20 protein-coding genes and 2 tRNA genes are annotated in these 25,086 nt (G+C 63.0%); 15 read left to right on the forward strand and 7 right to left on the reverse strand.

The window, feature by feature from the left end; translation table 11 throughout:
• Positions 1-293: 293 nt before the first annotated feature.
• The gene (tnpA, locus tag KY459_06835) at positions 294-758 is read right to left on the reverse strand and encodes an IS200/IS605 family transposase (protein ID MBW3564424.1); all 465 of its coding nucleotides are present in this window, start codon (positions 756-758) and stop codon (positions 294-296) included.
• A 774-nt stretch (positions 759-1,532) separates the two neighbouring features.
• Here tnpA and KY459_06840 point away from each other — a divergent pair.
• The 6 genes from KY459_06840 to KY459_06865 all read left to right on the forward strand — a co-directional run bounded on the left by KY459_06840 (position 1,533) and on the right by KY459_06865 (position 7,813).
• Positions 1,533-2,171, forward strand: a complete 639-nt coding sequence (locus KY459_06840; GenBank protein ID MBW3564425.1) for a SurA N-terminal domain-containing protein — start codon at positions 1,533-1,535, stop codon at positions 2,169-2,171.
• A gap of 66 nt (positions 2,172-2,237) precedes the next feature.
• Positions 2,238-3,305 (forward strand): heat-inducible transcriptional repressor HrcA, encoded by a 1,068-nt coding sequence (gene hrcA / locus KY459_06845; GenBank protein ID MBW3564426.1) that lies wholly within the window; start codon positions 2,238-2,240, stop codon positions 3,303-3,305.
• A complete protein-coding gene (gene grpE / locus KY459_06850) occupies positions 3,302-3,973 on the forward strand; it encodes a nucleotide exchange factor GrpE (GenBank protein MBW3564427.1) in 672 nt (223 codons plus the stop codon). The genes hrcA and grpE overlap by 4 nt, the downstream gene beginning before the upstream one ends.
• Positions 3,974-3,982: 9 nt before the next feature.
• Complete coding sequence (gene dnaK / locus KY459_06855; GenBank protein MBW3564428.1) at positions 3,983-5,830, forward strand: molecular chaperone DnaK; 1,848 nt, start codon at positions 3,983-3,985, stop codon at positions 5,828-5,830.
• Positions 5,831-5,834: 4 nt separating this feature from the next.
• Positions 5,835-6,953, forward strand: a complete 1,119-nt coding sequence (gene dnaJ / locus KY459_06860; GenBank protein ID MBW3564429.1) for a molecular chaperone DnaJ — start codon at positions 5,835-5,837, stop codon at positions 6,951-6,953.
• Positions 6,954-6,964: 11 nt separating this feature from the next.
• Positions 6,965-7,813: a 50S ribosomal protein L11 methyltransferase gene (locus KY459_06865; GenBank protein ID MBW3564430.1), complete on the forward strand. Its 849-nt coding sequence runs from the start codon at positions 6,965-6,967 to the stop codon at positions 7,811-7,813.
• Between the two features lie 703 nt (positions 7,814-8,516).
• Here KY459_06865 and KY459_06870 read toward each other — a convergent pair.
• The 4 genes from KY459_06870 to KY459_06885 are packed head-to-tail and all read right to left on the reverse strand — an operon-like array spanning position 8,517 to position 13,395.
• Positions 8,517-8,969: a periplasmic heavy metal sensor gene (locus KY459_06870; protein ID MBW3564431.1), complete on the reverse strand. Its 453-nt coding sequence runs from the start codon at positions 8,967-8,969 to the stop codon at positions 8,517-8,519.
• A complete protein-coding gene (locus KY459_06875) occupies positions 8,966-9,475 on the reverse strand; it encodes a hypothetical protein (GenBank protein MBW3564432.1) in 510 nt (169 codons plus the stop codon). Before KY459_06875 ends, KY459_06870 begins: the two co-directional genes overlap by 4 nt.
• Positions 9,472-10,071: a sigma-70 family RNA polymerase sigma factor gene (locus tag KY459_06880; GenBank protein MBW3564433.1), complete on the reverse strand. Its 600-nt coding sequence runs from the start codon at positions 10,069-10,071 to the stop codon at positions 9,472-9,474. Before KY459_06880 ends, KY459_06875 begins: the two co-directional genes overlap by 4 nt.
• 45 nt (positions 10,072-10,116) lie before the next feature.
• Positions 10,117-13,395 carry a hypothetical protein gene (locus KY459_06885; protein ID MBW3564434.1) on the reverse strand — a complete coding sequence of 1,093 codons (3,279 nt, stop codon included), beginning with the start codon at positions 13,393-13,395 and terminating at the stop codon, positions 10,117-10,119.
• An 85-nt stretch (positions 13,396-13,480) separates the two neighbouring features.
• On the opposite strand from KY459_06885, the gene KY459_06890 reads away from it, so the two are divergent.
• Entirely contained in the window at positions 13,481-14,398 is a 918-nt protein-coding gene (locus KY459_06890; GenBank protein MBW3564435.1) for a polyprenyl synthetase family protein, read from the forward strand.
• A 297-nt stretch (positions 14,399-14,695) separates the two neighbouring features.
• Here the strand turns inward: KY459_06890 and KY459_06895 are convergent, their stop codons facing one another.
• Complete coding sequence (locus KY459_06895) at positions 14,696-15,208, reverse strand: hypothetical protein (protein MBW3564436.1); 513 nt, start codon at positions 15,206-15,208, stop codon at positions 14,696-14,698.
• 676 nt (positions 15,209-15,884) lie between these two features.
• Here KY459_06895 and KY459_06900 point away from each other — a divergent pair.
• The 3 genes from KY459_06900 (at position 15,885) to KY459_06910 (ending at position 20,086) form a co-directional block, all read left to right on the forward strand.
• Entirely contained in the window at positions 15,885-16,454 is a 570-nt protein-coding gene (locus KY459_06900; protein MBW3564437.1) for an RNA polymerase sigma factor, read from the forward strand.
• The gene (locus KY459_06905; GenBank protein ID MBW3564438.1) at positions 16,451-17,875 is read left to right on the forward strand and encodes a hypothetical protein; all 1,425 of its coding nucleotides are present in this window, start codon (positions 16,451-16,453) and stop codon (positions 17,873-17,875) included. Before KY459_06900 ends, KY459_06905 begins: the two co-directional genes overlap by 4 nt.
• A gap of 69 nt (positions 17,876-17,944) precedes the next feature.
• Positions 17,945-20,086: a serine/threonine protein kinase gene (locus tag KY459_06910; protein MBW3564439.1), complete on the forward strand. Its 2,142-nt coding sequence runs from the start codon at positions 17,945-17,947 to the stop codon at positions 20,084-20,086.
• 22 nt (positions 20,087-20,108) lie between these two features.
• Here KY459_06910 and KY459_06915 read toward each other — a convergent pair.
• Positions 20,109-20,183: transfer RNA gene (locus KY459_06915), tRNA-Lys, on the reverse strand.
• A 191-nt stretch (positions 20,184-20,374) separates the two neighbouring features.
• Between KY459_06915 and KY459_06920 the strand changes: the two genes are divergently transcribed.
• From KY459_06920 to uvrC, 5 genes are all read left to right on the forward strand, one after another.
• Positions 20,375-20,450 (forward strand) — tRNA-Glu (locus tag KY459_06920).
• Between the two features lie 18 nt (positions 20,451-20,468).
• Positions 20,469-21,155: a hypothetical protein gene (locus tag KY459_06925; protein ID MBW3564440.1), complete on the forward strand. Its 687-nt coding sequence runs from the start codon at positions 20,469-20,471 to the stop codon at positions 21,153-21,155.
• A 183-nt stretch (positions 21,156-21,338) separates the two neighbouring features.
• Positions 21,339-22,697, forward strand: coding sequence for an alpha/beta hydrolase (locus KY459_06930; protein MBW3564441.1), 1,359 nt, complete (start codon positions 21,339-21,341; stop codon positions 22,695-22,697).
• Positions 22,698-23,077: 380 nt separating this feature from the next.
• On the forward strand, positions 23,078-23,302 hold the full coding sequence (locus KY459_06935; GenBank protein MBW3564442.1) for a hypothetical protein: 225 nt from the start codon (positions 23,078-23,080) through the stop codon (positions 23,300-23,302).
• Positions 23,295-25,082, forward strand: coding sequence for an excinuclease ABC subunit UvrC (gene uvrC / locus KY459_06940; protein MBW3564443.1), 1,788 nt, complete (start codon positions 23,295-23,297; stop codon positions 25,080-25,082). The genes KY459_06935 and uvrC overlap by 8 nt, the downstream gene beginning before the upstream one ends.
• The last annotated feature ends 4 nt before the right edge of the window (positions 25,083-25,086 follow it).

The raw sequence follows: 25,086 nt of genomic DNA on the forward strand, positions 1-25,086 counted from the left end.
CAGACACGACGACCTCACCGTGACAGCCTTCCGCACCTCGGACGCAGCGGACAACCCCGCCTATGCCGCCGAGACGAAGCTGCCCCCGGCTTCAGCCGGGGGACAGATGGAGATTCCCAGGAAATGTCGAGCCCGCGCCTCGCGGGCGACAGAATCAGACAAGAGGACCTCACCGTGTCAGACTTGCGCAAATCGGACGCAGCGGACAAAGCCGCCGAAGACGGCGACAGTTCTCAGCCCCCGGCTTCAGCCGGGGGACAGAGGCCGGGCCCCAGGAAATGTCTGAGCCCGCTTCAGCGGGCGACAGAATCACGTTTCAGAAATTCAGCATTGAATTCGACGCCGTTTGCCTCGAGAAGAGCGGTCAGCTCTTCTTCGAAGGTTTTCCTCTTGTGATGTTCCTTCTGCTGCCGAATGTATCGTTCGACCTCCGCAGTGCGGGACCGGCTCACGCTGAACGCAGCAAATCCACGCTGCCAGCCGGGCCACAGGCTTCCGCGATAGCGACGGAGCCATTTCGACGAGTTGCCCTTCAGCTTTTCGACGAGCTCTGCAGTCGCCAGGGTCGTCGGCAGGAGGACGAGCAAATGAACGTGATCGCATCCTCCATTGACCGCGAGTAGCCTTGCGTCGAGTGTCCTGCAGATGCCCCCGAGGTAGGGAAACAGGCGCAGCTCGAGCTCGGGTTCGAGCGCAGCCTGACGTCGTTTGGTGGAAAAAACGATGTGATGAAAGATCGCGCTGTAACTGTGCCTCATGATTTGTCGCCGGACAAATCGCGCGGGTGGCGTGGACGTTCTAAAGATACCTCGGATGGTGACTCGCGTAAATACCGACGTTCTGTCGCCCGCGAGGCGCGGGCTCGACATCCTCTGCGACGGCTCTCTGTCCCCCGGCTGAAGCCGGGGGCTAAGACCTTTCACCCGCTTGCGCGGGCTGAACAGAGATCAAGATCTCGCTGCCTTCAACGCTGCTGGATTCTTTCGACGTTCTGTCGCCCGCCTAAGCGGGCTCGACATAGTCTGCGACGTCTCTCTGTCCCCCGGCTGAAGCCGGGGGCTAAGGTCTGTCGCCCGCTTGCGCGGGCTGAATGGAGATCGAGATCTCGCTGGCTTCAACGGCCGCTGGATTACTTCGGCGTTCTGTCGCCCGCAAACGCGGGCTTGAGAAAAATTCAGGGTTGATCTTTTGGAGCCCGCTTCAGCGGGCGCCAGAATCCGACAAGAGGACTTCACCGTTTCAGGCTCCTGCATCTCAGCCGCAGCTGACAGAGCCGCCGAAGGCGGCGACAAAGCCCCCGGCTTCAGCCGGGGGACAGATGGAGATTCCCAGGAAATGTCGAGCCCGCGCCTCGCGGGCGACAGAATTACGTTTCGGAAATTCAGCATTGAATTCGACGCCGTTTGCCTCGAGAAGAGCGATCAGCTCTTCTTCGCGTCCGCTCGAATGAATGAGATTCTTGCCCGACGTGAATGGAGTCGACACCAAACCTCCAACCCCTGGTCCCGCGGCATTGCCGGTACAATATCCCCATGAGACTCGCACGTTTGGCGATCGTTGCATGGGCGCTCGGTCTGACGGCCGTGCCGGCTTCCGGGGTGATCATCGACAGGATTGCCGCGACGGTCGACGATCAACCGATCACGACGAGCGAGATCGACCAGTTCGCCATCGTCCGGATCATCGAGCGGCGCGAAGGGGAAGGGGAAGACGAGTATCGCCGTCGGATCCTCGACTACATGATCGCCCAGATCCTGAGGGCTCGGGACGTCAACCGGTTCGGCTCCGCGGAGGTGTCGACCGAGGACATCGCGAACGAGATCGCGGAGATCCGGAGCCGCTTTTCGAGTCCCGAAGGGCTGGAGGCTGCACTCGCCGAGGCAGAGATGACGATGCCGCAGCTCGAGGCGGTCGTCCGCCGGAATCTGCAGGTGGAGGCGTTCATCGCCGAGCGCTTTTCGCCGATGATCTTCGTTTCGCTCGAGGATATCGAGCGGTACTATCAGGATGTCTGGATCGACGATCGGATCGAGCGCGGTGCCGAGATTCTTCCGCTGGGAACGGTTCGCGAGGAGATTCGAGCGATCCTCAAATCCACCAGACTCGACGAAGAGGTCGGTCGCTGGACCACGGAGCTCCGCGGGCGTGCCGATATCGACGTTTACCTCTAGTTTTGCGACGGAATCGCAGGGCGAGCCGCGGTTGTTTTCCGAACGCGAGTCGAAGACAGCAGGAAAATGGGAACCAGGCCAGACAGCAACCTCGATGACAGGCACCGGGAGGTCCTCCGGCAGCTGATCCTCACGCACGTGACCACCGGTGAGCCGGTCTCGTCGCGAGCGCTCGCCCGATCGGGACGGTTCGACCTTTCGGCTGCGACTCTGAGGAACGCGATGGCGGATCTCGAGGAGCTCGGGTTTCTGGCACATCGGCACACCTCGGGAGGGAGGGTCCCCTCCGAGAGCGGATATCGCTACTTCATCGATCACCTGATGCGCTCCCGCGAGATCAGCGACCGGGACCGCCGTACGATCGAAGGGGAGCTCGAGGGCACGAGCGATCTCGATGAGATGCTTCGAGTGGTCTCGCGGCTTCTGACCCGCCTCACCGATCAGGTCGGCGTAGTGTTCATGCCGGGGTTGATGAAACTAGCGATCCGGTCGGTTGACCTGATCCCGGTCGGCCGCCAGAAGGTGATGTGCGTGATCGTAGGGCTCAATGGCCTGGTTCTTCATCGTGTCGTCGATGTTTCCTTCGACGGGAACAGGGATGAGCTCAGGAGAATCTCGAACCGGATCACGCAGGAGTACAGTGGGTTCACACTCGCCGATGTCCGGACGAATCTCGAAAGGCTTCTCGAGCACGAGAAGACTCGATATGACTTCGAAGTCCGGCGGATGGCCGCGCTCGGGATCGAGGTCATCGAGGATGCCGCTCCGGCGGCCGACGCGCTCTGGATCGAGGGGACCGCGTCGATCGTGAACAAGCCGGAGTTCTCCGATGCGGAATCGATGAGAAAGGCTCTCGGGGCCCTGGAGGAGAAGGAAAAACTCGTCGAGATTCTCAACGCGTTTCTCGATGAGGCCGACCGAAAGGCTGTTCTCGGGTCGGAAAGTTCGTACACTGGAGACCACAACTTCGGTCTGGTGGCGGCCCGGTACGGGTATGATCACGTTCCGATGGGGCTTCTGGGGGTCATCGGGCCTGTCAGAATGCCGTACGCGAAAGTCACGCCGCTGATCGAATACCTGGGCGAATCACTGAGTCGGAAGATGAAGGAACGAAGTGTGGAGGTGCTGGTTTGACGGATGACACTCGGCGTCCCGACGGCGATGATCCGGACGACGATGACGACGTCCACGTGCTCGAGGAGCCGGAGGGTACGAGCTACGACGACATTCTGCGAGAGCTCGAGGACCGTGGGGGAGAGGCCGAGTCGGAAGGCGAATCGGGAGTCCAGCCGATCGACGAGGCACCGAAGCCGCCGCTCGAAGTCGATCAGCTCGCCGCGGAACGAGCCGAGCTCCACGATCGTTGGCTCCGCACCCGCGCGGACTTCGACAATTACCGCAAGCGTGCCGAGCGCGACAAGCGGGATAGCTACGATCAGGCCGTGATCGCCACGGTCCGGACCTTTCTTCCGGTCGTGGACAATCTCGACCGCGCGCTCGACAGCGCCCGCCAGCACGATGCGGCTGGAGCCCTCCTGGAGGGGATCGAGATGATCCGGTTTCAGCTCGACGAGATTCTTCTCTCGCTCGGTGTCGAGTCCGTCGACCCGCTCGGAGAGAGTTTCGATCCGGAGCTTCATGAAGCGATTGCCAGGGAGGCGCGCGACGATGTTGCTCCACATCAGATCGTCGACGTCATTCAAAAGGGCTACAAGCTTCGTGGCAGACTCGTTCGTCCGGCGATGGTGAGGGTTGCGGTCGGAGCCGATCGCGATTCCGACGAAAGCAAGGATCAGCCCTAGGGCGCCGGGATGGCGAAGATCATCGGAATCGACCTCGGCACGACGAACTCGTGTGTGGCGACCATCAGCGTTACCGAGCCGCAGGTGATCGCGAACCGCGAGGGGAGCAGAACCACTCCGTCGGTCGTCGGCTTCATCGAAGACGGTGACCGGCTCGTGGGCCAGATCGCGAAGCGTCAGGCCATCACGAATCCGTTCAATACCGTCTTCGCGATCAAACGGCTGATCGGCCGGAAGTTCGACTCCGACGAGACCAGGCACGCCATCGAGATGATGCCCTACCAGATCGTCAGCGCTCCCAACGGCGACGTCAAGGTGCGGATCAGGAACAGAGAGTACTCGGCCGAGGAAATCTCTTCGTTCGTTCTGAAGGAGATCAAGGATTCGGCGGAGGAGACCCTCGGTGAGGAGATCAGCGAGGCGATCATCACCGTCCCCGCCTACTTCGACGACTCGCAGCGACAGGCCACTCGTGACGCCGGCCGCATCGCCGGTCTCGACGTCCTTCGAATCATCAACGAGCCGACCGCCGCTGCGCTGGCCTACGGGCTGGAGAACCGCAGTGATCAGACCATCGCCGTTTACGACCTCGGAGGCGGCACCTTCGACATCTCGATTCTCCGGATCTCCGGCGGGCTCTTCGAGGTTCTTGCCACCTCGGGTGATACCTATCTCGGCGGCGAGGACTTCGACAGAGCAATCATCGACTGGCTCGTGGCCGGCTTCAAAGAGGAGACGGGAGTCGATCTGCGCGAAGATCGCATGGCACTTCAGCGCCTCAAGGAAGCTTCGGAGAAGGCGAAAGCCGAGCTCTCGTCGACGGAGGAGTCGAGGATCACCCTCCCGTTCATTTCCGCCGACGAGGGAGGTCCCAAGCATCTCAATCGGGTTCTCACACGGGAAACGCTCGAGGAGCTGGTCGAACCTCTCGTGCAGCGGACCGTCAAGCCGAGCGAGGACGCCCTCAAGCAGGCCGGCATCGATAAATCCGCGATCGACGAAGTGATTCTCGTCGGGGGTCAAACGCGGATGCCGCGCGTCATGCGACTCGTCGAGGAGGTATTCGGCCGCGAGCCGAACCGCTCGATCAACCCCGACGAGGTCGTCGCCATCGGAGCGGCCGTCCAGGGAGGCATTCTCGCCGGCGAAGTCACCGACATGGTGCTGCTCGACGTTACGCCGCTGTCGCTCGGCATCGAGACTCAGGGCGGGCTCTTCACGAGAATCATCGAGAGAAACTCGACGATCCCCACGAAGAACTCACTCGTCTTCACGACCGTCAGCGACAACCAGAACAAGGTGCAGATCCACGTTCTTCAGGGCGAGCGTGAGTTCTCGAAGGAGAACAAGTCGCTCGGCAAGTTCGATCTGATCGGTGTCCCTCCGGCGCCGCGAGGAGTTCCGCAGATCGAAGTGACCTTCGCCATCGACTCGAACGGCATGGTCAACGTCACCGCCAGAGACCAGGCCACCGGTCAGGAAACGGGTGTCCAGATCAATCCGGCCGGCGGACTCAGCGAGGACGAGATCGAGAAAATCGTAGGCGAGGCGGAACAATACTCGCGCGATGATGCTTCTCGTCGTGAATTGAGGCAGTTGCAGAACAAACTCGAAGGAATGATCTACACCAATGAGAAGGTCTTTCGCGAGTTCGGAAAGCTTCTCTCCAAGGAAGACCGGGAGAAGGTCGAGAAGGTCATCGCCGCGGCCAGGACGCGCGTCGCCAGCGAGTCGCGCCAGAAGATGAACGACGCGATGTTCGAACTGCAGAGTGCATCCCGAATCCTGACCGAGGTGATGCTCTACAACCCCTCGAAGGGCTTCACCGCTTCAGACACCAAAGAAGAAGAATCCTGAGACGATGCCGACGACTGCAAAGAGAGATTATTACGAAGTCCTGAGGGTCACCCGCGACGCTTCGCAGGCGGAGATCAAGAAGGCCTACAGAAAGCTCGCGCTCGAGCTTCATCCCGACAAGAACCCTGATAACCCGCACGCGGAGGAGGCGTTCAAGGAAGCCTCCGAAGCGTACTCCGTCCTCTCGGATTCGGACAAACGATCCCGCTACGACCGCTTCGGACACCAGGGCGTCGATGGAGCGGGCGTCAACTTCGATCCCTCGCAGTTCACCGACTTCGCCGACATCCTCGGCGACCTGTTCGGCTTTGGCGACATCTTCGGCGGTGGCCGCGGCCGCGGAGGAAGAACACGGAAGGGAGCCGACCTTCGATTCGATCTCGAGATCTCGTTCGAGGAGGCGGTGTTCGGCAAGGAAGAATCGATCGACATCGTCCGAAGCGCGAACTGCGAAACCTGCGAAGGTTCCGGCTCGAGACCCGGAACCGATCCCATCGTGTGCCGTGGCTGTGGGGGATCGGGACAGATCCGCTATACCCAGGGGTTTTTCGCAATGGCCCGGCCATGCCCTAACTGCGGCGGCGCAGGGAGAGTCATCGAGGATCCGTGCAACGATTGCGACGGCGCGGGAAGAATCCGGCGAGCCGACACGATCTCGGTCCGAATCCCGGCAGGTGTCGACACCGGAACCCGGCTGCGCATCGCCGGCGCGGGCGATGCCGGGAGCTCCGGCGGACCTCCCGGCGATCTCTACGTCTTTCTCCACGTTCGCCCGCACGATTCGTTCATCCGGAAGGATTACGACATCCACTCCGAGGTCCGGCTTTCCTACACGCAGGCAGTTCTCGGGGCGGAGATCGTTGTTCCGACGGTACACGGCGAGGAGAAGATCCGGATCCCTCCGGGGACGCAGCCCGGCAAACGCTTTCGCCTCCGCGACAAGGGCGTCCCGCACGTGAACGGCCGCAACACCGGGGATCACTGGGCTCACGTCCAGATCTACGTCCCGACGAATCTCAGCAGCGAGCAGCGGGCCGCTCTCGAAAGGCTCGCTTCGGTCGAAGGCGAAGTTCCTCCCCCGAGGGAAAGCTTTCTCGACCGCCTGCGCAATCTGCTTCTCTGAGCGGCGGCGCAATGTTCGTCGCCCGGATCACCTACACTCCGGCACCTGGAAGCGATACCGCGGTGGAATCAGTCCTCTTTCTGAGCGAGTGCCGTGGCTCCTCGATCTCCGGATCGGAAACGACGACGATCGTTCGGATGTACTTCGACACGGAAGCCGCGCGTTCGGAGGCGATCCGGCTTCTTCGGAAACGGAGCGAGCTGACGATCGAGAATCTCGAGGAAGCCGAGGTCGACTGGCTCGACCTCTACGAACAGTCGCTCGAGCCGATCGCGATCGGCCGCCGCTGGATCGTCGTGCCGCGCGCCGGCCTCGCCCCGCCGACCGATCGCGAGATCCTCGTCATTCCTCAGGAACGAGCCTTCGGAACCGGGTCCCATGCAACGACGGCGCTCTGCCTGCAGATGATCGAGGAGATCGACGTACGCGACAGGAACTGTCTCGACGTCGGAACGGGGAGCGCGATTCTGGCGATCGCGCTCGACCGGCTGCGCGCAGCCTGCGTCGTCGCCTTCGACCTCGATCCGGAAGCTCTCGGACCGATGAAGGGGAACATCGCGGTCAACGAAGCATCGAGAACGTTTCCGTTCGTCGGTGGACTCGACGCCCTTTCGCGAAGCACCCGATTCGACGTCGTGGTCATGAACATCCTGCCTCACGTCATCATCCCGATGCTTCCCGCGCTCGTCTCCCGCCTTCGACCGGGCGGCGCGGTCGTCCTTTCCGGGGTGATCGAGAGCGAGATCGCGGCGGTCACGACCGCGGCGACCGGGGCGGGTCTCCTGCTGATCGATCAGCGCCGCGAGGGGGAGTGGTGGGCGGGGCGGTACGGAGGGTGGCCGGCTACCGGTAACCGGTGATCATTCTGTCGCCCGCTGAAGCGGGCTTCACAGAGAAGGGCATCGCGTTTCTGTCCCCCGGCTGAAGCCGGGGGCCAAGGCCTGACGCCGTCTTCGGCGGCTTCATCAGCTTCGTCGGTTCCTTCGATCCTTGGGAAATCGCTCGGTCGCGTTTTTCCTGTCGCCCGCTGAAGCGGGCTTCACGGAGAAGGGCATCGCGTTTCTGTCCCCCGGCTGAAGCCGGGGGCTAAGGTCTGACGCCGCCTTCGGCGGCTTTGTCAGCTTCGTCGATTACTTCGATCCTGGCGAAATCGCTCGGTCGCGTTTTTTCTGTCGCCCGCTCGGCGGGCTTGAGAAGAAAACTTAGCGACAGCCGGAGTCGGGAAGCATCGCGCGACGCTCTCCTCCAATTCAGAGCCTTTCGCGCGATGATCCCATTCGGGCAGCAACTCCAGAGGGCGACAGAATCTGAGCCATTTCAGACACGATATATCTAAGCGCGATGCTATCTCGTCAGATCAGCCCGCGCGAGCGGGCGACAGGTCTTAGCCCCCGGCTTCAGCCGGGGGACAGAAGTAGCGCGAAAAGGATGTCGAGCCCGCTTCGGCGGGTGACAGACAGTCGGCGAGCTTCCTGGGCGTCGCAAGCTCGCCGCCGCCACGATGGGGCACGAGCATCGAACCTGCAACCGGCAACCGGCAACTGACAACCGGCAACCCGCTTCTCAGTGCGGTCGTCGAGAGCGGCGCCGATGCCGGGGATCTTCCCGATGCTCCATTCGCTCGTGAATCGCGGTCCTGATCCGGCGCCACTGTTCCGTCGTGAGTACCGTGCGGAAGTCCACCAGCAGGGCCAGTTCCCGCTCGAAGAGAGCGGCGCGGGCCTCGCTGACCTCGGCCGCTGCCTCTAGAATCGCGCTCCGATCGAGATGATCGCTGTCGAGCAGACCACGCAAAACGACGGTGGCTTTTTCGAGATCCGCCTTCCGGTCGATCAGCTCTGCGGCCGAGCGATGAAAAATCCCGTCCAGCTCCTCCTGCTGTTCGGCAGAGAGGCCGAGCTTCGCGGCGGTACGAGGGTTGGACCACCATTTTCCGGGCGGAAGCCCGAACGACTGCGCGTAAAGCGATCCCGTCAGAATCAGCAGTGTGAAGGCGAGTAGTGCGTGTCGTTTCATGAGCCGTTTTCACCGGCCTCGACTTGTTCGTCGGTGAGCCAGTCCTCCCAGTCGACGACCTGATGAAACGCCTGAATGTTCTCCGAGCCCCAGGGGTCGTACAGCTGCAGATCCTCTTCGAAGAGGTTCGCTTCGGCGGGCGGTTTCGTCGTCGCCGTACCGCTCGCATCGATCGTGTCGGCGGGGCGGAGAAGAAGTGCTCCAGTGGCGAGGCTCATGACGAGAACGAGCGCGATCGCAAAACCGCGAACAAACGCCGAACGGGTACCCGGTCGCGAGCCGGAGAGCAGTCGTGCGTTGATCTCGGTGCGCTGCCGTTCCCAGAATGCGTCCGGTTTCGAGGCTGCGCGGGCAGACACGCTCTCCGCGTCGCCGGCCGCGCTCAGACGAAGGGCGGCAAAGCGAGCGGAGCACTCTTCGCACGACTCGAGATGCTCGTCGTAAGTCGCTTCGTCGAGCCAGAAGGCTTCCATCAGATCGACGTCGTTCGGATGTGACTCGTTCACGAGCGGGAGCCCTTTCGGTATGCGTCGAGTATCTCTCGAATCTTTCTGGTGGCGCGGTGAAGATGGACTCGCGTCGTCGAAGGCTCGATGCCGAGAATCGTGGCGATCTCGTCGAGGCGGCGCTGTTCGAAGTGGCGGAGAGCGAAGATCGTCCGCTGCTTCGGGGGAAGCGACACGAGAGCTTCCTCGACGAGTCTCGAAAGCTCGAGCGACAGAAGCTGGCGCTCAGCATCGGGACGCTCGTCGCGCAGCGCATCGAGCCGTGAAGTGTTGCCGTCCGGGTGTGACGATTTCGAGGCGAAGCGGCGCTGCCGGCGCAGTTCGTCTCGGGCCTTGTTGACCGCGATCCGCGTCAGCCAGGTTTCGAGCGAGGAGCGTCCTTCGAACCTGCTGATCTTCCGCCATGCCTGCACGAAGGTTTCCTGGGTGATCGTGTCGGCGTCGGTCTCGTTCCGCATGATCGCGAGCGCGGTCCGGTAAATGGCCTTCTGGTAGTCGGTGACGATCCTGTTGAACGCATCGGAATCGCCCCGGGCGACGCGCCGGATCAGCTCGCGTTCCTCGTTGCGCTCCTGTTCTGGCGCAGCTGTGGTCATGACGGCAGCATTCACGTCCATTGGACGGAGACCCCGGGGAATCGTTTACACGCCCTCGATCCAGAGCTCGTGATAGCGCACCGGAGGCGGAGCCATGTGGAGCCGGAGCCCTCGTACCTTGGGGCGGTGGAGCACGAAGAGCCGGTCGTGGAAAAGATAAGTGACGGGCGCTTCGACGACCGCTTTCCGATTCAGCAGCGCGTAGATCTGAGCGCGCCGCTCGGTGTCGAGCGTACGGCGCGCCTCCTCGATCGCTTCATCCATCCTCTCCGACTGATAGTTCAACCCCGGAATCGCCTTCGCGCTCGAGTGGAAGAACATGAAGAAGAAGTTGTCCGAGTCGGGGAAATCGGCGTACCAGTTCGCCACAAAGATCGTGTTGTGCCCGATGCCGGTGTGCTTGTCTCGCGCTTCTTCCCGGGATGTCATCTTTTTGTTGACGCGGATGCCGATGTCCCCGAGATCTTCGATGATCAGGTCGAGGAGGCCGGAATTGTTGAACTCGTCCGTGTCGAATGCCCAGTAATCGATCTCGAAGCCGTCGCCGTGGCCCGCCTTGCGCAGCAGCTCGCGCGCCCGCTCCACGTCGTAGCGCAGCTCTTCGATGTCGTCTTCGTAGCCGAGCAGCCCCGGCGGAAGGAGCGACTTCGCGACGACGCCGAGTCCGGAGAAGATGCGCTCGTTGAGACGATGCTTGTTAATCGCGTGCGCGACTGCCTGCCGGACCTCCACGCGGTTGAACGGCGGGCTGGCGTTGTCGTAGGCGAGGTACGAGGTGTGAAGCGTCGTCGCGGCCAGCAGGTAGGGGGCGAACTCGGGATCGTCACGAATCTCCTTGACGATCTTCGCGGGGATGCCATGGGCGATGTCGAGCTCCCCCTTCATGAACGCATCGACGAGCTCCTGCGAGCTGCTGAGGTCGAGCCGGATGAGCACTTCCTCCAGGTAGGGGATCTGCTTCTTCCAGTACTGGTCGAACCTCGAGAGACGGATGAACTCGCCCTCGACCGACTCGGCAACCGAGAACGGCCCGGCCCCGATCGGATTGAGCCGCACCTTCTCTTCGTCCAGATCGTCGATCGGAAGCGCGGCCGTCTCCGGCATCGACATCAGGTGAATGAAGAACGCGAGCGGCTCGGTGAGGTGAATCTCCAGCAGATAGGTGTCGAGTACCCGGATTCCGTGCGCGTCGTTCGACTTCCCGCTCATCACTTCGTCGGCTCCCTGAATGGTCGCGGTGATCCACGCTCCGAGCGATTCACTCCGGGGATTCATCAGACGGAGCAGCGACTTCCGGAAATCTTCCGCTGTCACGGTACGGCCGTTGTGGAACCGCGCATCCTTCCGGAGCTGGAAACGATAGACGCGTCCCTGCTCCAGGATGTCCCAGCTTTCGGCGATGCCCGGAACGATCTCCGCCCCCTCGCCGAACATCACGAGCGTCTCGTGAATCGCCTTCTGCGGGTAGTTCAGCGCCATGAACTGGCAGCGGATCGGATCGAGGGTGAGGCGGTGCGGGAGAATCGAGGCCGTCGTGATTTTTCCGCCCGGCTCCGGCTCCGGCAGGATGAAGGCGCCCAGCTCGCCGCCGAGCAGATTCGCCTCGTGCCGAAGCGTGTTCGCGAGCCGGAAGAGGTCGCCGACCGCGAAGCTGTTCTCCCGGGCTCCCTCCTCAACGAAGCTCATCCCGTCGACGATCCGGGCGCTCTCGGTCGTCAGCGTCGTCGTCGCATCCCTCACGGACGACACCGCCGACATGATGCTCTCCATTGCTTCACCGATGGCCCGGCTTCCGCTCTCCTGCTCCACCAGCGCGCGCTGCAGATGCTTCATGTGATCGAGCACCACCGACGCCTGCTCGCCGACCTTCTGTGAAGTGTGGGCCTGCTGCTGGGTAGCGACGGCCGTCTGCTGGACCATCTTGGTGACTTCCTCGATCGCTTCGGTCGTCGCCTGGCTTCCTCGTATCTGCTCTTCCGTCGCCTTCGCAATCGCCTGGATCGATGACGTCGATTCGGTCGTGAGCTCCTGAATCCTGGCCAGAACGCGCTCCGCCTGCTCGGTGAGCTTGACCCCACGGCTCACCCGATCGGAGCTTTGGGTCATCTGAGCCACCGCGCGCGTCACTCCCCGCTGCACGTTGTGAATGAGGTTTCGAATCTCGTCGGTCGAGCGGGAGGTCCTCTCCGAGAGGTCCCGGATCTCGTCCGCGACCACGGCGAATCCGCGTCCCTGATCGCCGGCCTGCGCAGCGATGATCGCAGCGTTGAGCGCGAGCAGATTCGTCTGGCGCGCGATCTCGTCGATCACCCGGACGATCTCGCCGATCTCCTCCGAGCGCGACCCGAGGTCTTCCAGCGCATCCTTCGCCTCGGTGACCGTTTTCTCAATCGCGCGCATCCCCTGGACCGTACCGTCTACCGCGTTGCTTCCTTCGCGCGCCGCCTTCATGACGCTCTCGGCGAGATCGGAGGACTGGCGAGCGGAGGTGGCGATCGATTCGGTCGTCGCGTTCATCTCGACCATGGAGCTCGCTGTCTGCGTGGCGAAAGAGGAGAACGTCTCGGTGTTGGTTGCCACGTTATCGATCGAAACCGCCATTTCATCGATCGCAGACGCCGTTTCGGAGACGAAATCAGCCAACTTATCGGAGATCCGGCGGACCTCCTCAATGCTTGCCGACATCTCGAGCACCGAGGTCGAGGTTTCCTCCGCGGACTCCGCGAGGTTCTCCATGCTGTGCTGGACCGAGTTGATCGACTGGTCGATCTCGTTGACCGATTGTGCGGTCTCGCCGGTCGATTGGGTCTGAGCCTCGACGTTGCGCGAGAGGTATCGCGCCCGGTCGACGACCTGGGCGCTCACCCCCTGGACGTCGTCCGAGAGTCGGGTGAAGCGGTTGATCGTCCGTTCGAGCCGGAGGACGAGCGCGCGGATGGCCGCGGAGGTCTCGGTCGAGTCGGTTGCCTGGGCGATCTCGTCGCCGGTGATGTCGAGACGGCCGCGCGCGAGCTTCCCGAGAAGGGGCGTCAGTTTTTCTTTTCGTCCGAAACTGCGACGGATTGTCTCCCCGGGTGCCCCCTCGAGATCGATGTCGAGATTGACGTCGGTGGTCAGAATCAGCTCGTCGACGGCGGCCGATCGTCTGACGCTCTCGATAATCGAGATGACGATGGCGGAGCCGAACGAGGCGAGCGCCGCACAGCCAATCAGCAGGAGTCGGACGTCACGAGGGAGGGGGATGAAAAGGGAGAAGAGGGCGAAAAAGATCACCGAGCAGGCTGCGAGAATCCAGGCCAGCCGGTTTGTCCGTTCCCATTCCATCGTACCCGTTCCCCCTGACGCAGTATGAGCATCGGGTTCCTTCAAACCCGTCCGCCCGGCGGTGCGATGCTACCATAACGAACTCGTGGTCCGAGTTTCGAAAAGCGACGCAGGCGAGGTGGGGCTGGAGGACTATCTGATCAGCCGTAAGTCGCTGATCGACGGGCGACTCGAAGCCATTCTGGAGGGTGCGACGATTCCCTCCGTGATGAAGGAACCGATCGAGACGGCGCTTCGCTCCCCCGGAAAGCGAATTCGTGGACTGCTGACGATCGCGGCTGCGGAGGCGTCCCGAGCCGCACGAACCGATCCGATCGTCACGGCGGCGGCAGCCGTCGAGATGATCCACACCTGCTCACTGATACTCGACGATCTTCCCGCGATGGACGATGCGGAGCTTCGCCGGGGCAACCCCGCATTCCATCGCAGCTTCGGCGAGGACCGGGCGATTCTGACGGCGGTGGCGCTTCTCAATCATGCCTATGCGCTGGTCGCCGAGGCGCATGCCGCGGCTTCGCCTCGCCGGTATCCGGCGACGGAGTTGATCGAGCGGATCTCGAGCGCGGTCGGGTGGGACGGCTCGATCGGTGGAGAAGCGGTCGACCTCCACAGCAGCAGCCGTCCTCTCGACTTCGAGACCCTCGAGTACATCCACTCTCGAAAGACCGGCGCGCTCTTCGTCGCATCCGCCGCGATCGGGTGCATGCTGGCGAACGGCTCCCGCCCATCGCTCGCCGCAGTCGAGAGCTATGCAAGGAACCTCGGGCTCGCCTTCCAGATCACCGACGACATCCTCGACGTCACCAGCACCGTGGACGAGCTCGGAAAGGACGTCGGCCAGGATGCCGAGCGGCTGACGTTCGTCAGGCTCGCTGGAATCGACGGCGCGAGGCAGCTGGCCGGCGAGCTGATCGAGACGGCGATCGAGGCGGTCACTCCGTTCGGCGCAGCGGGCAAGCGTCTGATTCAGCTCGCCTCGATGGTGCGGGATCGGTCGAGCTGAGCGTAGAGGCGGTTGCCGGTTGTCGGTTGCCAGTTGCCGGTTGCCGGTTGCCGGTGTGCAACTAGGTTGATGGTTACCACTCTTGTCTAGGTTGATTGTTACCACCCTGAGGCGGCGGCAGGAGCTGTGGAAAGCAAAAGGCGGTCGCGGGCGCGAAAGGGGTCATCTTCCGATCAGTCCGCTTCAGCGGGCACAGATCTCAGCCCCCGGCTTCAGCCGGGGGAGAGAGACTGATCCTCAAAATTGTATCGAGCCCGCTTCAGCGGGCGACAGGGTCGATCGGGTCCCGGCCTGACCCTATTCGAGCTCGCGGATGAGCTGATCGATCGCTTCGAAGTACTCATCGAGATTCGCCTGCGCCTGGTCGAGTCGCTGCTGGAGCTCGATCGTCCGCGCCTCTTCCTCGAGACGTTGCCGCGCCTGAATCTCGATTCGCGTCTGGAACATCTCGATCTCCCGCTCGATCTGTCTCCGCTCGTTGGGATCGGTCACGGTCCGGAGCCGCGCCTGCATCTCTTCCTCGAACTGTTCCTGATAGTTGAACGACTCCTCCTCCATCGCCTGATAGCGGCGCTGGTTTCGTCGATCCTCGAGCTCGCGCGAAAGATTCTGGACGATGGTCGACTGCATCCGGACTCGCTCCAGAAGCAGCTCGCTTCGGAGGTTCGAGGCGGCGATGCTCTGCAGCTCCTCCCGAAGCAGCCGGATCTCCTGGATCAGAACGCGCGTCAGCTCGTCGTCCTGCGCTGCCACGGTGAAAGCCGGGGTTGCCGCGATTGCCACGGCGATGATCATCGATCGTAGTCTCATCAGATCCCTCCGAACATCAGTCCTCCTGCGAAGGATACGCCTGGTGCCGGTTGGAGGTTGGAGGTTTGAAGTTGGAGGTTGCCGGTCTCCGGTTGCCGGAGGGAATGGCGAATCAACGTCTTACCTGCTCGGCCCATTCGCTCACGAGCCGGCCACCAGATCCTTCGCCGTCCTTCGGCGGCTCCTAAAATGAAACGACCATGAAATTGTTGGACTTCGACCCTTTGCAGCGCTTTGCTTGGTCTGATGTCCCAACCTGCGAGGTCCTTCGCCTGCCCGCCCGACCGCCCGCTCAGGATGACGTCGGTTTGAGTACGCGAGTGCGGTTGTTTCTGCACTCACGGGTGTCATTTCCGTTTCACCGGGCGCAAGGCGCCGGTCACTTGCTCAGGATGACGAGGAGGTGAGTTTCGCGAGAACAAACATTCGTCCATGATCGTCGCTTCGCGACAAACACAGCACTCGTCATCCTGAGCCGCCGAAGGACGGCGAAGGATCTGGGCGGCGGCTCGTGAATCACCGCTCCACGCACTCGCAATGCGACCTCGTCAATCCGGCTACCGACAACTGGCAACCGGCAACTGGCAACCGGCCCCCGGCCACCGGCAACCGGTTTTCTTTTCGCCGCATCTCGTGTCCAATGGATGTGAATGTTCTTCACCAACGCTGGAGCCGCGTGCTGAAGCGCGACGAAGGATTCGTCGAGCCGGATGATGCCGAGCTCGTCCGCCTCGCGCAGCAGGGGGATCGCGACGCTGCAGAGCGCCTCGTCGAGATTACCTCGGAGCTCGTTTACGCATCGCTTTTCCGGTTGTGCGGCGGCGACGCTGATCTCGCGGCCGATCTGACCCAGGACACCTACCAGAGGGCCTGGCAGTCACTCCACGGCTTTCGAGGTGAGTCGAAGGTTGGCACCTGGCTGTATCGCATCGCATACACGACCTTCCTGAACCATGTGCGTCGCCCGAGAATCGTCGAGAGCCTCGATGAGGAGCGGGCGAGCGCAATCTCCGATCCCGGTCCGGGTACCGACGGGAGGGCGTTCGCAAACATCGAGGGAGAAAAGCTGAGGCTCGCCGTCCTCGCGCTTCCCGAAAAACTACAGTACCTCGTGACGGCCCATTACTGGGGAGAGGTGCCGATCGCAGACATCGCCCACGAGGAAGGGATCACGACTGTTGCCGTCCGGAAAAGGCTCGCCAAGGCGCTCCGGATGATCCAGGACGTAATCGAGGAGTCGACATGAAACCGTCTCGAGACGAGATCGAACGGGCACTGAAGGGGGAGGGGAGACCAGAGATGCCGCCGGGACTCCTCGATCGCCTCAGGGACGAGATTCCCACGGAATTGCGCGGCTCCGCAGGCGAGCGCTCCCGCTTCCGGCTGCTTCCCGTGGCCGCGCTCGTCGTCACATTGATCGGGGCCGGCATCGTCTCGTGGCGGGTCATCGAAGAGAATCCTCCCGTTCCGATGGAAGCGCCGGTGGCCGTCGATGCCGCTGCACGATCGAACGAAGCTGTTTCGCCTGCGGCCACCGAACGCGAGGATTCCGCCGAGGTCGTCGCCATCGAATCAGAGCCGGACCGGACGCAGGAAGTGGGTGCGGTCGGCGGAGCTGCGGATTCGCAGCAGACGACGCTCGACGCGGTGACCGACCGCCGTTCGCAGGCCCGCACGGCTCGCGAGCTCGCGGCTCCCGAACCGCAATCGGCCTTCGAGGAGGAAGCGGGCGGAGAGTCGAAGGTCCGATCGCGGACTGCAGATGAGATGCGCAGCGCCGCGACGGCGGCGGCGCCTCCGCCTCCTCAACCCGCCCCGGTGATTCCGCCCGCGCGCGAGGAGAGCGGCCGGATCGCGGCGCCGGGACAGCGACCCGTCGCTCTGGAGAGGCCCGAGGTTGCGCCGGCCGGTCGCTCCCGAGCTGAGGGAGGAGTCGAATCCCGATCCGCAGTCGAGCGGGCCATCCAATCGCTGCGCCGGGGCGCGATGCCGCACGAGCTCGACTCGCAGGCGCTGGCCGACGAGCTTCTTCGAAACGTACTGCCGGAGCCGCGTTCGGAGTTCCAGGCATTCACTCTGCCGGAACTCGCAGTTCGGAAGGATCGGCAGCTCGCTGTTCTCGTCGTGAAAGCGACCGAACTCTCGAACAAGGATTCCGACACCACTGACGCGCCTGCGAACGAGCTCGAGGAGGCGATCTCGGTCGCGGTCGCGGCTGGGGTGAGCAGCGTCGTGTTGGAAAACGAGAGCGGCCGCGAATCGGAGTTCACCGAGCTCGGAGAAACGCACTCGAAGAGAGGAGATTCATTCGAGGTTCGCTTCGGCCCCGAAACGAAGGCGAAGATCGTCGACGTCCGTTTCGAATCTCGCCCGCAGGCGATGCGATCGGCGGTTGCCGACCGGCGGACGGCGCAACTGGCGGCGAAATCGGAGGGGGAACGGATCGCGCTCGATCCGGCGCCCTCCTGGAGCGAAGCGGAGCGTCCGGCACGGATCGGTGCGGTCGTGCGCGAGGTCGTTGCGCTCCTGGCTGGCGGGGGGTCGCGCGATGAGGCATCGCTCGAGATTCTCCTTGCCCGGGCGAGCGACGTGGCGGCGGAAGCCGATGATCCTTCGGCCGACGATCTCCTCGAGCTCGTCCGCCTCGCCGTCGAGCAGGTCCGGTGAGGCAGGAGCCGCGCGGGTGATTCGCAAGCATACGATCCCGGAGCTTGCTAGAATCAGGCGAAGGCACTGATGGCGGATCCCGAGAAAATAGGCAAATACGAGATCGTCTCGGTTCTCGGCAAGGGCGGGATGGGCGTCGTTTACAAGGCGCGGGACCCGTTCATCGACCGGATCGTCGCGATCAAGACCATCCGGCTGACCGAGGAGATGGAGGAAGAAGATCTCGGCGCGCGGCTCGCGATGGAGGCGAAATCCGCGGGCAAGCTCCATCATCCGAATATCTGCACGATCTTCGATTTCGGAAAGCAGGACAACCTCAGTTTCATCGTTCTCGAGTACGCGGAAGGGGGCGACCTCTCACAGGTCATCGACAAGAAGCTTCCGCTGTCGCTCCCGCAGAAAATCGACGTCATCGTCCAGATTGCCAGCGGTCTCGATTACGCGCATCGGATGGGAGTCGTTCATCGCGACATGAAGCCGGCCAACGTCCGCCTGACGAAGGACGGAACCGCGAAGATCATCGACTTCGGTCTCGCGCGGTTCGACACGACGCGGCTCACCAAGACCGGCTTCATGAGCGGAACGATTGCCTACATGTCGCCCGAGCGCATCAACGGGGAGTCGGGGGAGAGCGATGACATCTTCGCGCTCGGGACACTCTCGTGGGAGCTTCTCACCTACGAGCGCGCGTTCAGCGGTTCGGCACCACCCGAAGTGATGTTCAAGATTCTCTCGACGAGCCCGCCGCTCCCCTCGACGATCATCGAGGCGCCCGACGAGCTCGACGCAATCATCATGCGCTGCATGGCGCGGGAGAAGACGGACCGGTACCAGACGGCCGGCGACTTCGCGCTCGACCTCGAGGCACTGGTGCGCAGTCCATCCTTCCAGGCATTTCTGCAATCGGACGATCGCAGTACGCAGTTCCGTCAGTCGCTGGAGGACTGGGAAGAAGCGATGTCCCACAGCGGCCGTAGCTCGGATTCGCGGGTCCGGCGAACCAGCGGCCGGACGCGTCGTCCTGGCTCCACGTCGGGCCTTACCTTCGACACCGATGCTAAGACCGCCCTCGGAGCGGTTCACGATGGCGAGACGGTCATCGGTCCGGACGACCCGACGAGGATCAGTGCCACCAACACCTCCGATGGCACCGTGGTGAATCCGGCCGCCGAAGCGACCGTCGTCAACCGCGACACGGAGCCGACACGCGCCAACCGTGACGTCGCCCCGACCGTAGTCGAATCGAGGCTGCCGGGAGTCGATCCGACGATTGCGAGCGGCTCCTCCTCTTCGCGAGCTCGTGCGATCGTGATCACGCTCGTGGTTGCCGTGCTGGCCGCGGCGGCCCTCGGAATCGGAATGTCGGTCTTTTCGGGCGAAGAGACCGGTGAGCCCGTGCCTGCGGTAGTCGACACTACGGGTCCCGACGCCGCTCCACCGGGGATGGAAGTCGACGAACTCGACCGCGCCGAGCCGCAGCAGGAGGATCTGAGCGAGCTGATCGCGTGGGAGACACAAAGAAATCTCGCGGAGACCTTCCGCAGCGAGATTTCCGAGGGCTCGCTCAACACCTCGGAGCGCGCTCGGTTCAACGAAGCGGAACGGCTGTCGCGGCTGGCGCTCGAGGAGTTCGATCAGGGGAACGCCAGAGCGGGGGTCACTTACATGGCGGAGGCCGCATCGGGTTTCGAGAGTGTGTCTCAGGCATATGGCGAACGGAAGGCGCGGGAGGAGGAGCGTGCTGCGGCGGCGAGGGAAGCGCGCGCCCGCCCCACGCCTCCGCGCGAGACGACGCCGACGCGGACCGAGCCGGTCGGGCGGCAGCCCGACCCGGAGCCCGTGCGTGAGGTCGTAAGGCCGGCCCCGCCTCCGGTCGCGCCGGCGGGACCGACTCCCGCGCAGCTCGAGGCCGAGGCGCGGTCATTCATCGGCGACATCGCCGGCGCGTACAGCAGTCGGGACGGATCGTTTTTCGAGCGACGCTACGATGGATACAACGAGACGATCGGGAGAGCGATCCGGAACGCCCCGTCGACGAATGTGAGGATAGAGGTGCTTTCGATCGACCTTAAGGGGGCGGACCGGGCGACGGCGAGCGTGCGGAGAACCGATACGTTTTCGGACCGGAACATCCCGCCGGCGGTGCAGACGCTGACCTACGAGCTCCGGCGTGCGTCCGACGGGTGGCATCTCGTTTCGTTCTCGCGCTGAGACGCCGTTCGGATGGTGAGGATGGTGAGCCGGGTAGGGATCGAACCTACGACCAATTGGTTAAAAGCCAACTGCTCTACCACTGAGCTACCGGCCCGGGTTTCGGTGATGCGGAGCGCTCGCGCAGATTAGTCGTGTGCAAACGCGAGTGTCAACGCGAACTTTCGAGGCAACGCCTTGTTCGGTGAAGTCATTCCGTGGCTGAGGAATGCGGACGGCCGGTTCGCAGTTTGGCAGTCACGGATCGCGGGAAGCGGCGGATCATCGATTCCCCCCCGTTGAGCTGAAGTCCCCATCGTCTAGAGGCCTAGGACACCGCCCTTTCACGGCGGCAACACGGGTTCGAATCCCGTTGGGGACGCCACCTCCTTAGAAGATCGCCATGATGACTGCATCGCCTGATGCCAGCTTCTTCCGATTCGGTGCCGCTGCCTCGCTGGCCGCTGTCGTCGGTATCGTTGTGGCGCAGGTAATCCTTGCTCCCGGCGCTCCGGAGCCCGGGATCGGCGGCATCATCCGGGCCTACGCTGATCCGACATTCCAGGCGCAGTCCCTTACGATCCTCCTTCAGGTGCTGGCGATGTTCATTGCACTGGTGGTCCTTGCCGTAAAGGTTTTTCCGGTAGCGCCAGGCCTGACGATACTCGCCGGTGCTTGGCTGGTGATGTGGCAGGTGTTAGAGATCGTTCCGCGTTCGATCGACTATTTCACGTTCTCATTGGACTACGCGCGAAGCTATGTCGCCGGCGCGGAAGATGCGGCTTTCATTGAAGGAGAGTTTCGGCGCTTCTTCGCCTGGGAGCGCGGCTGGCGGAGTATGCGGCAGGTAGTGTGGGCTGCGGGCCTTCTCATCATCGGCCTTGCGGCCTGGCGCGGCAGGGGGCTGGCACGCTGGGTCGGCGCGATCTTCATGTTCAATGGGGTCCGGGTGGCGGCGCTGCTTATTGCCTCGATCATTGGGATTTCACTGCCGTTGGGCCGCTGGTCCTTCGTCGTCGTCAACCTCACCGCGTTTGGGCTTCTCGCCATCTGGCTTTGGACCTCGCCCGAGCTGGAGCGGCGCCAGTAACTCGTGCGAAGACGAGCCGTTGTTGCGGGGTCGGGTCCGAACCTGGAACTTAACTCCGAGTTTGTCCGGGACGTGCCGCGATCTGGGAGTTAAGTTCCAAGTTCGGACCCGACCCCGGGTTTCTCGCTCCGGCGACTGAGCTGACGACCCGAAAGCCGTCGTACAATTCACGGTGATCACACGATGTCCCGTCCCGTCGTCATCCTTCACGGTTACTCCGACAAGGCGCGGTCGCTGCGGAAGTGGAAGGCCGCGCTCACCGAGGCCGGTCACAAGCCGGAAGTCATCCGTCTCGTCCACTACGAGACGCTCACCAACGAGATCTGGATCCGCGACCTCGGCGAGGCGTTCGAGCGCGCCCTGAAGAAGGAAGCCGGACTCGACGACGACGAGGAGTTCGACGCGATCGTTCACTCCACCGGCATGCTCGTCGTTCGTGCGTGGCTCGCGCAGTTCGCCTCGGCGCCGAAGCGGCTGCAGCATCTGATCGGTCTCGCGCCCGCTTCGTTCGGCTCGCCGCTCGCACACAAGGGGCGCAGTTTTCTCGGCGCACTCTTCAAGGGGAGAAAGGAGCTCGGCGCCGACTTTCTCGAAGCGGGAGACGGCGTCCTCTACGATCTCGAGCTGGCGAGCACGTTTCTCTGGGATCTCGCGCACGAGGATGCGCTCGCAAACCCGCCCGTCTTCGGCCCGAACGCGCGGACGCCCTGGGTCTTCACCTTCTGCGGCAACGAGACCTACAAGGGGATCCGCCAGCTGGTGAACGAGCCGGGCACCGACGGCACGGTGCTGTGGGCGGGATGCTCGCTCGACGCGCGGAAGATCACGATCGATCTCACGCGGCGCGATCGCGTGACGACCAGCGCGAAACGGATCGATGTCAGCGAGTGGGTGAACGCACGAATGGAGATGGTTCCGGTTGGGGGCGTGAACCACGGGACGATCCTCTCCGATCCACCCTCCGAGCTCGTCGAGATGGTCGTTGCCGCGCTCGAGGTCGACACGAAGGCGCAGTTCGAGGCGTGGTGGAAGCGACCCGACGTCGGCCATGCGATGGGGCTCCGGGAGGGGATGGAGCAGTTCCAGCAGTTCGTCGTCCGCCTCCTCGACGATCGCGGAGACCCGGTGACCGACTGGAACATGCAGCTCTATCGGCGAAAGACGGGAAGCGCCGAGCACCAGCTCGAAGAATTCGACACCGATGTGCACGTCTACTCGCGCGACGCGAGTTACCGGTCGTTCCACGTCAATCTCAGCGATCTGCAGCCGGAACGCCTCGAGACGCTCTGGATGTCGATCGCCGCGTCGACCGGAACGGCGCTCGTGCAGTACGAGGCGTGGCGCGACGAAGGTCTCGCCGTGCGGAAGGATCCGTGGATCGGCACGATCGACCTGACGCCGTATCTGCGAAGGCCGGGCAAACCGCGTCCCGACTTCACGCTGTTTCATCCGTTCACGACGACGCTCGTCGACATCCGTATCGACCGCGATCCGGTCTACAACGTACGCCGGAAGCGGTACGACATTCTCTGGTTCGGGTGAAGCGGGTTGGAGGTTGGAGGTTTGAGGTTGGCGTTGCTCTCCAGGGGCGAGGCGCCTGTCGAGCCGCACCCTGACGATCTGGCGTGATAGGCCCGATCGAAAGAAGCGCGGGTTGGCGCTGACATTCTGGCACGAGCCCACGCCCCGATTCTTCGCCCGTCCTTCGGCGGGCTCAGAATGAAACGACGACGAAACTGTTGGACTTCGATCCTTTGCAGCGCTTCGCTTGGTCTGATGTCCCAACCTGCGAGGTCCTTCGCCTGCCCGCCCGACCGCCCGCTCAGGATGACGTCGGTTTGAGTATGCGAGTGCGGTTGTTTCTGCACTCACAGGTGTCATTTCCGGTTCACCGGCGCATTGTGCCGTTCAAATGGCTCAGAATGACGAGTGATCAATTGCGCGAGGTCGTTACGGTGCGGCTCGGCAGGCGCCTCGCCCTCCCGGGATGGGAGGCATCGCGCGAGATCGTGGCGGCAGGCCATTTCACTCTTCACTCTTCACTCTTCACTCTTCCTCAGAAATGGTGTCCTTCCACCAGACGTTCCGTGAAACGGCATGTCCACCGACGCCGAAAGATTCGAATCGCTCCGCCGCATAGTGCGTGAGCTCCCCGAACGGCCGGGCGTCTACATGCACAAGAGCCGCTCCGGCGAAGTGATCTACGTCGGGAAAGCGCGCAACCTGAGGAACCGGGTGAATTCGTACCTGGTCGGCAAGGGCGCCCGCGACTCACGCACGATGGCGCTCGTCAACGAGATCGATTCGATCGACACGGTCACGACGAGCAACGAGCTCGAGGCGATCCTCCTCGAGAACAACCTCATCAAGAACCACCAGCCCCGCTACAACGTCCTTCTCCGCGACGACAAGACATACCCTTACGTCAAGCTGACGATGTCGGAAGACTTTCCGCGCGCCGTCTTCACACGGAAAGTCGGCCGGACCAAGGGTGACCTCTACTTCGGACCGTTCTTCGCCGGCACCGCGCGGAAGATTCTCAAGCTCATCCAGGATCAGTTCCAGTTGCGAAGCTGCGATCTCGACATCACCGAAGGGGAGAGCGCTCTGCCGCGCCCCTGCCTCTATTACGACATGAAGCGTTGCCCCGGCCCGTGCGTCACCGGGCTCGTCAGCCGCGACGACTACCTCGCTCTCGCAGACGACGTCGCTCTCTTCCTCGGAGGACGGAGCCGCGAGCTCCTCGAACGGCTGAGGAACCGGATGTACACGGCGTCCGAAAGCCAGAATTTCGAGGTCGCCACGCACTACCGCGATCTGATCCGGACCGTCGAGAAGATCCAGTCGCAACAGAACGTCGCCTCGGCGGCGGGCGGATCGGTCGATGTCTGGGGATTCCACGAAGAGGGGGGCGACGTCGCCGTCCAGATCTTCATTCTTCGCGATGGCAACCTCGTCGACCGGAGAGAGCTCTTCTGGGAGAAGGAGGGAGAGGTCGATGCTGCGCACTTTCTCTCCGAGGCGGTGCAGCGGTATTACAACGACAACCTGTTCATTCCGCCGGAGGTTCTGGTGCCGGTGGATCCGGACGACCGGAAGCTCATCGAGGAATGGATGGCGGATCGTCGCGGAGCGAAAGTCTCGATCCGTGTGCCGAAGCGTGGCGGCGGCGTCGAGCGGCTCGCGATGGCGCAGAAGAATGCCGTGCTCGCACATCACTCGCGATTCAGGAAGAGCACGAGCGACCGGAGGCGCGAAGCCGCGTCGCGGCTCGCCGCCATCCTCGAGACCGAAAAGCCGATCGAGCGGATCGAATCGTTCGACATCTCCAACATACAGGGGAGTGACTCGGTCGCGGGGATGGTGGTTTTCGACGACGGGGCGCTCAGGAGGAAGGAGTACCGGCTGTTCAATATCCGGAGCGTCGAAGGTGCGGACGACTTCCGCTCGATCGGTGAAGCAGTGGCCCGACGGTACAAGCGGGTGCTCGCCGAGCAGCGGGACCTGCCGGATCTCATCCTGATCGACGGTGGAAAGGGCCAGCTCGCCGCGGCGGTGGCGGCGCTCTCAAGCCTCGAGATCGAGGACGTCTTCGTGATCGGCCTCGCAAAGAGAGAAGAGGAGCTCTTCCTCCCGGGCGCCGCGGAATCGATCCGGCTCGAGCGGCATGATCCGGCGCTTCAGCTCCTCCAGCTGATCCGCGACGAGACGCACCGATTCTCCGTTACTTCGCACCGGAGGCGGCGATCGAAACGAACGCTGAGAAGCGAGCTCGCGGAGCTTTCCGGCGTCGGAGTGAAGCGCCAGCGATTGCTGCTCGAGCACTTTGGCAGCCTCTCTGCTGTGAAGCAGGCTTCGAGACGTGATCTGACCAAGGTGCTCGGGCCGAAGGTCGGCGGGGCAGTGTACGATCAGCTTCACGGCTGAGAGT

Source organism: Acidobacteriota bacterium, assembly GCA_019347945.1.
Classification (GTDB): domain Bacteria; phylum Acidobacteriota; class Thermoanaerobaculia; order Gp7-AA8; family JAHWKK01; genus JAHWKK01.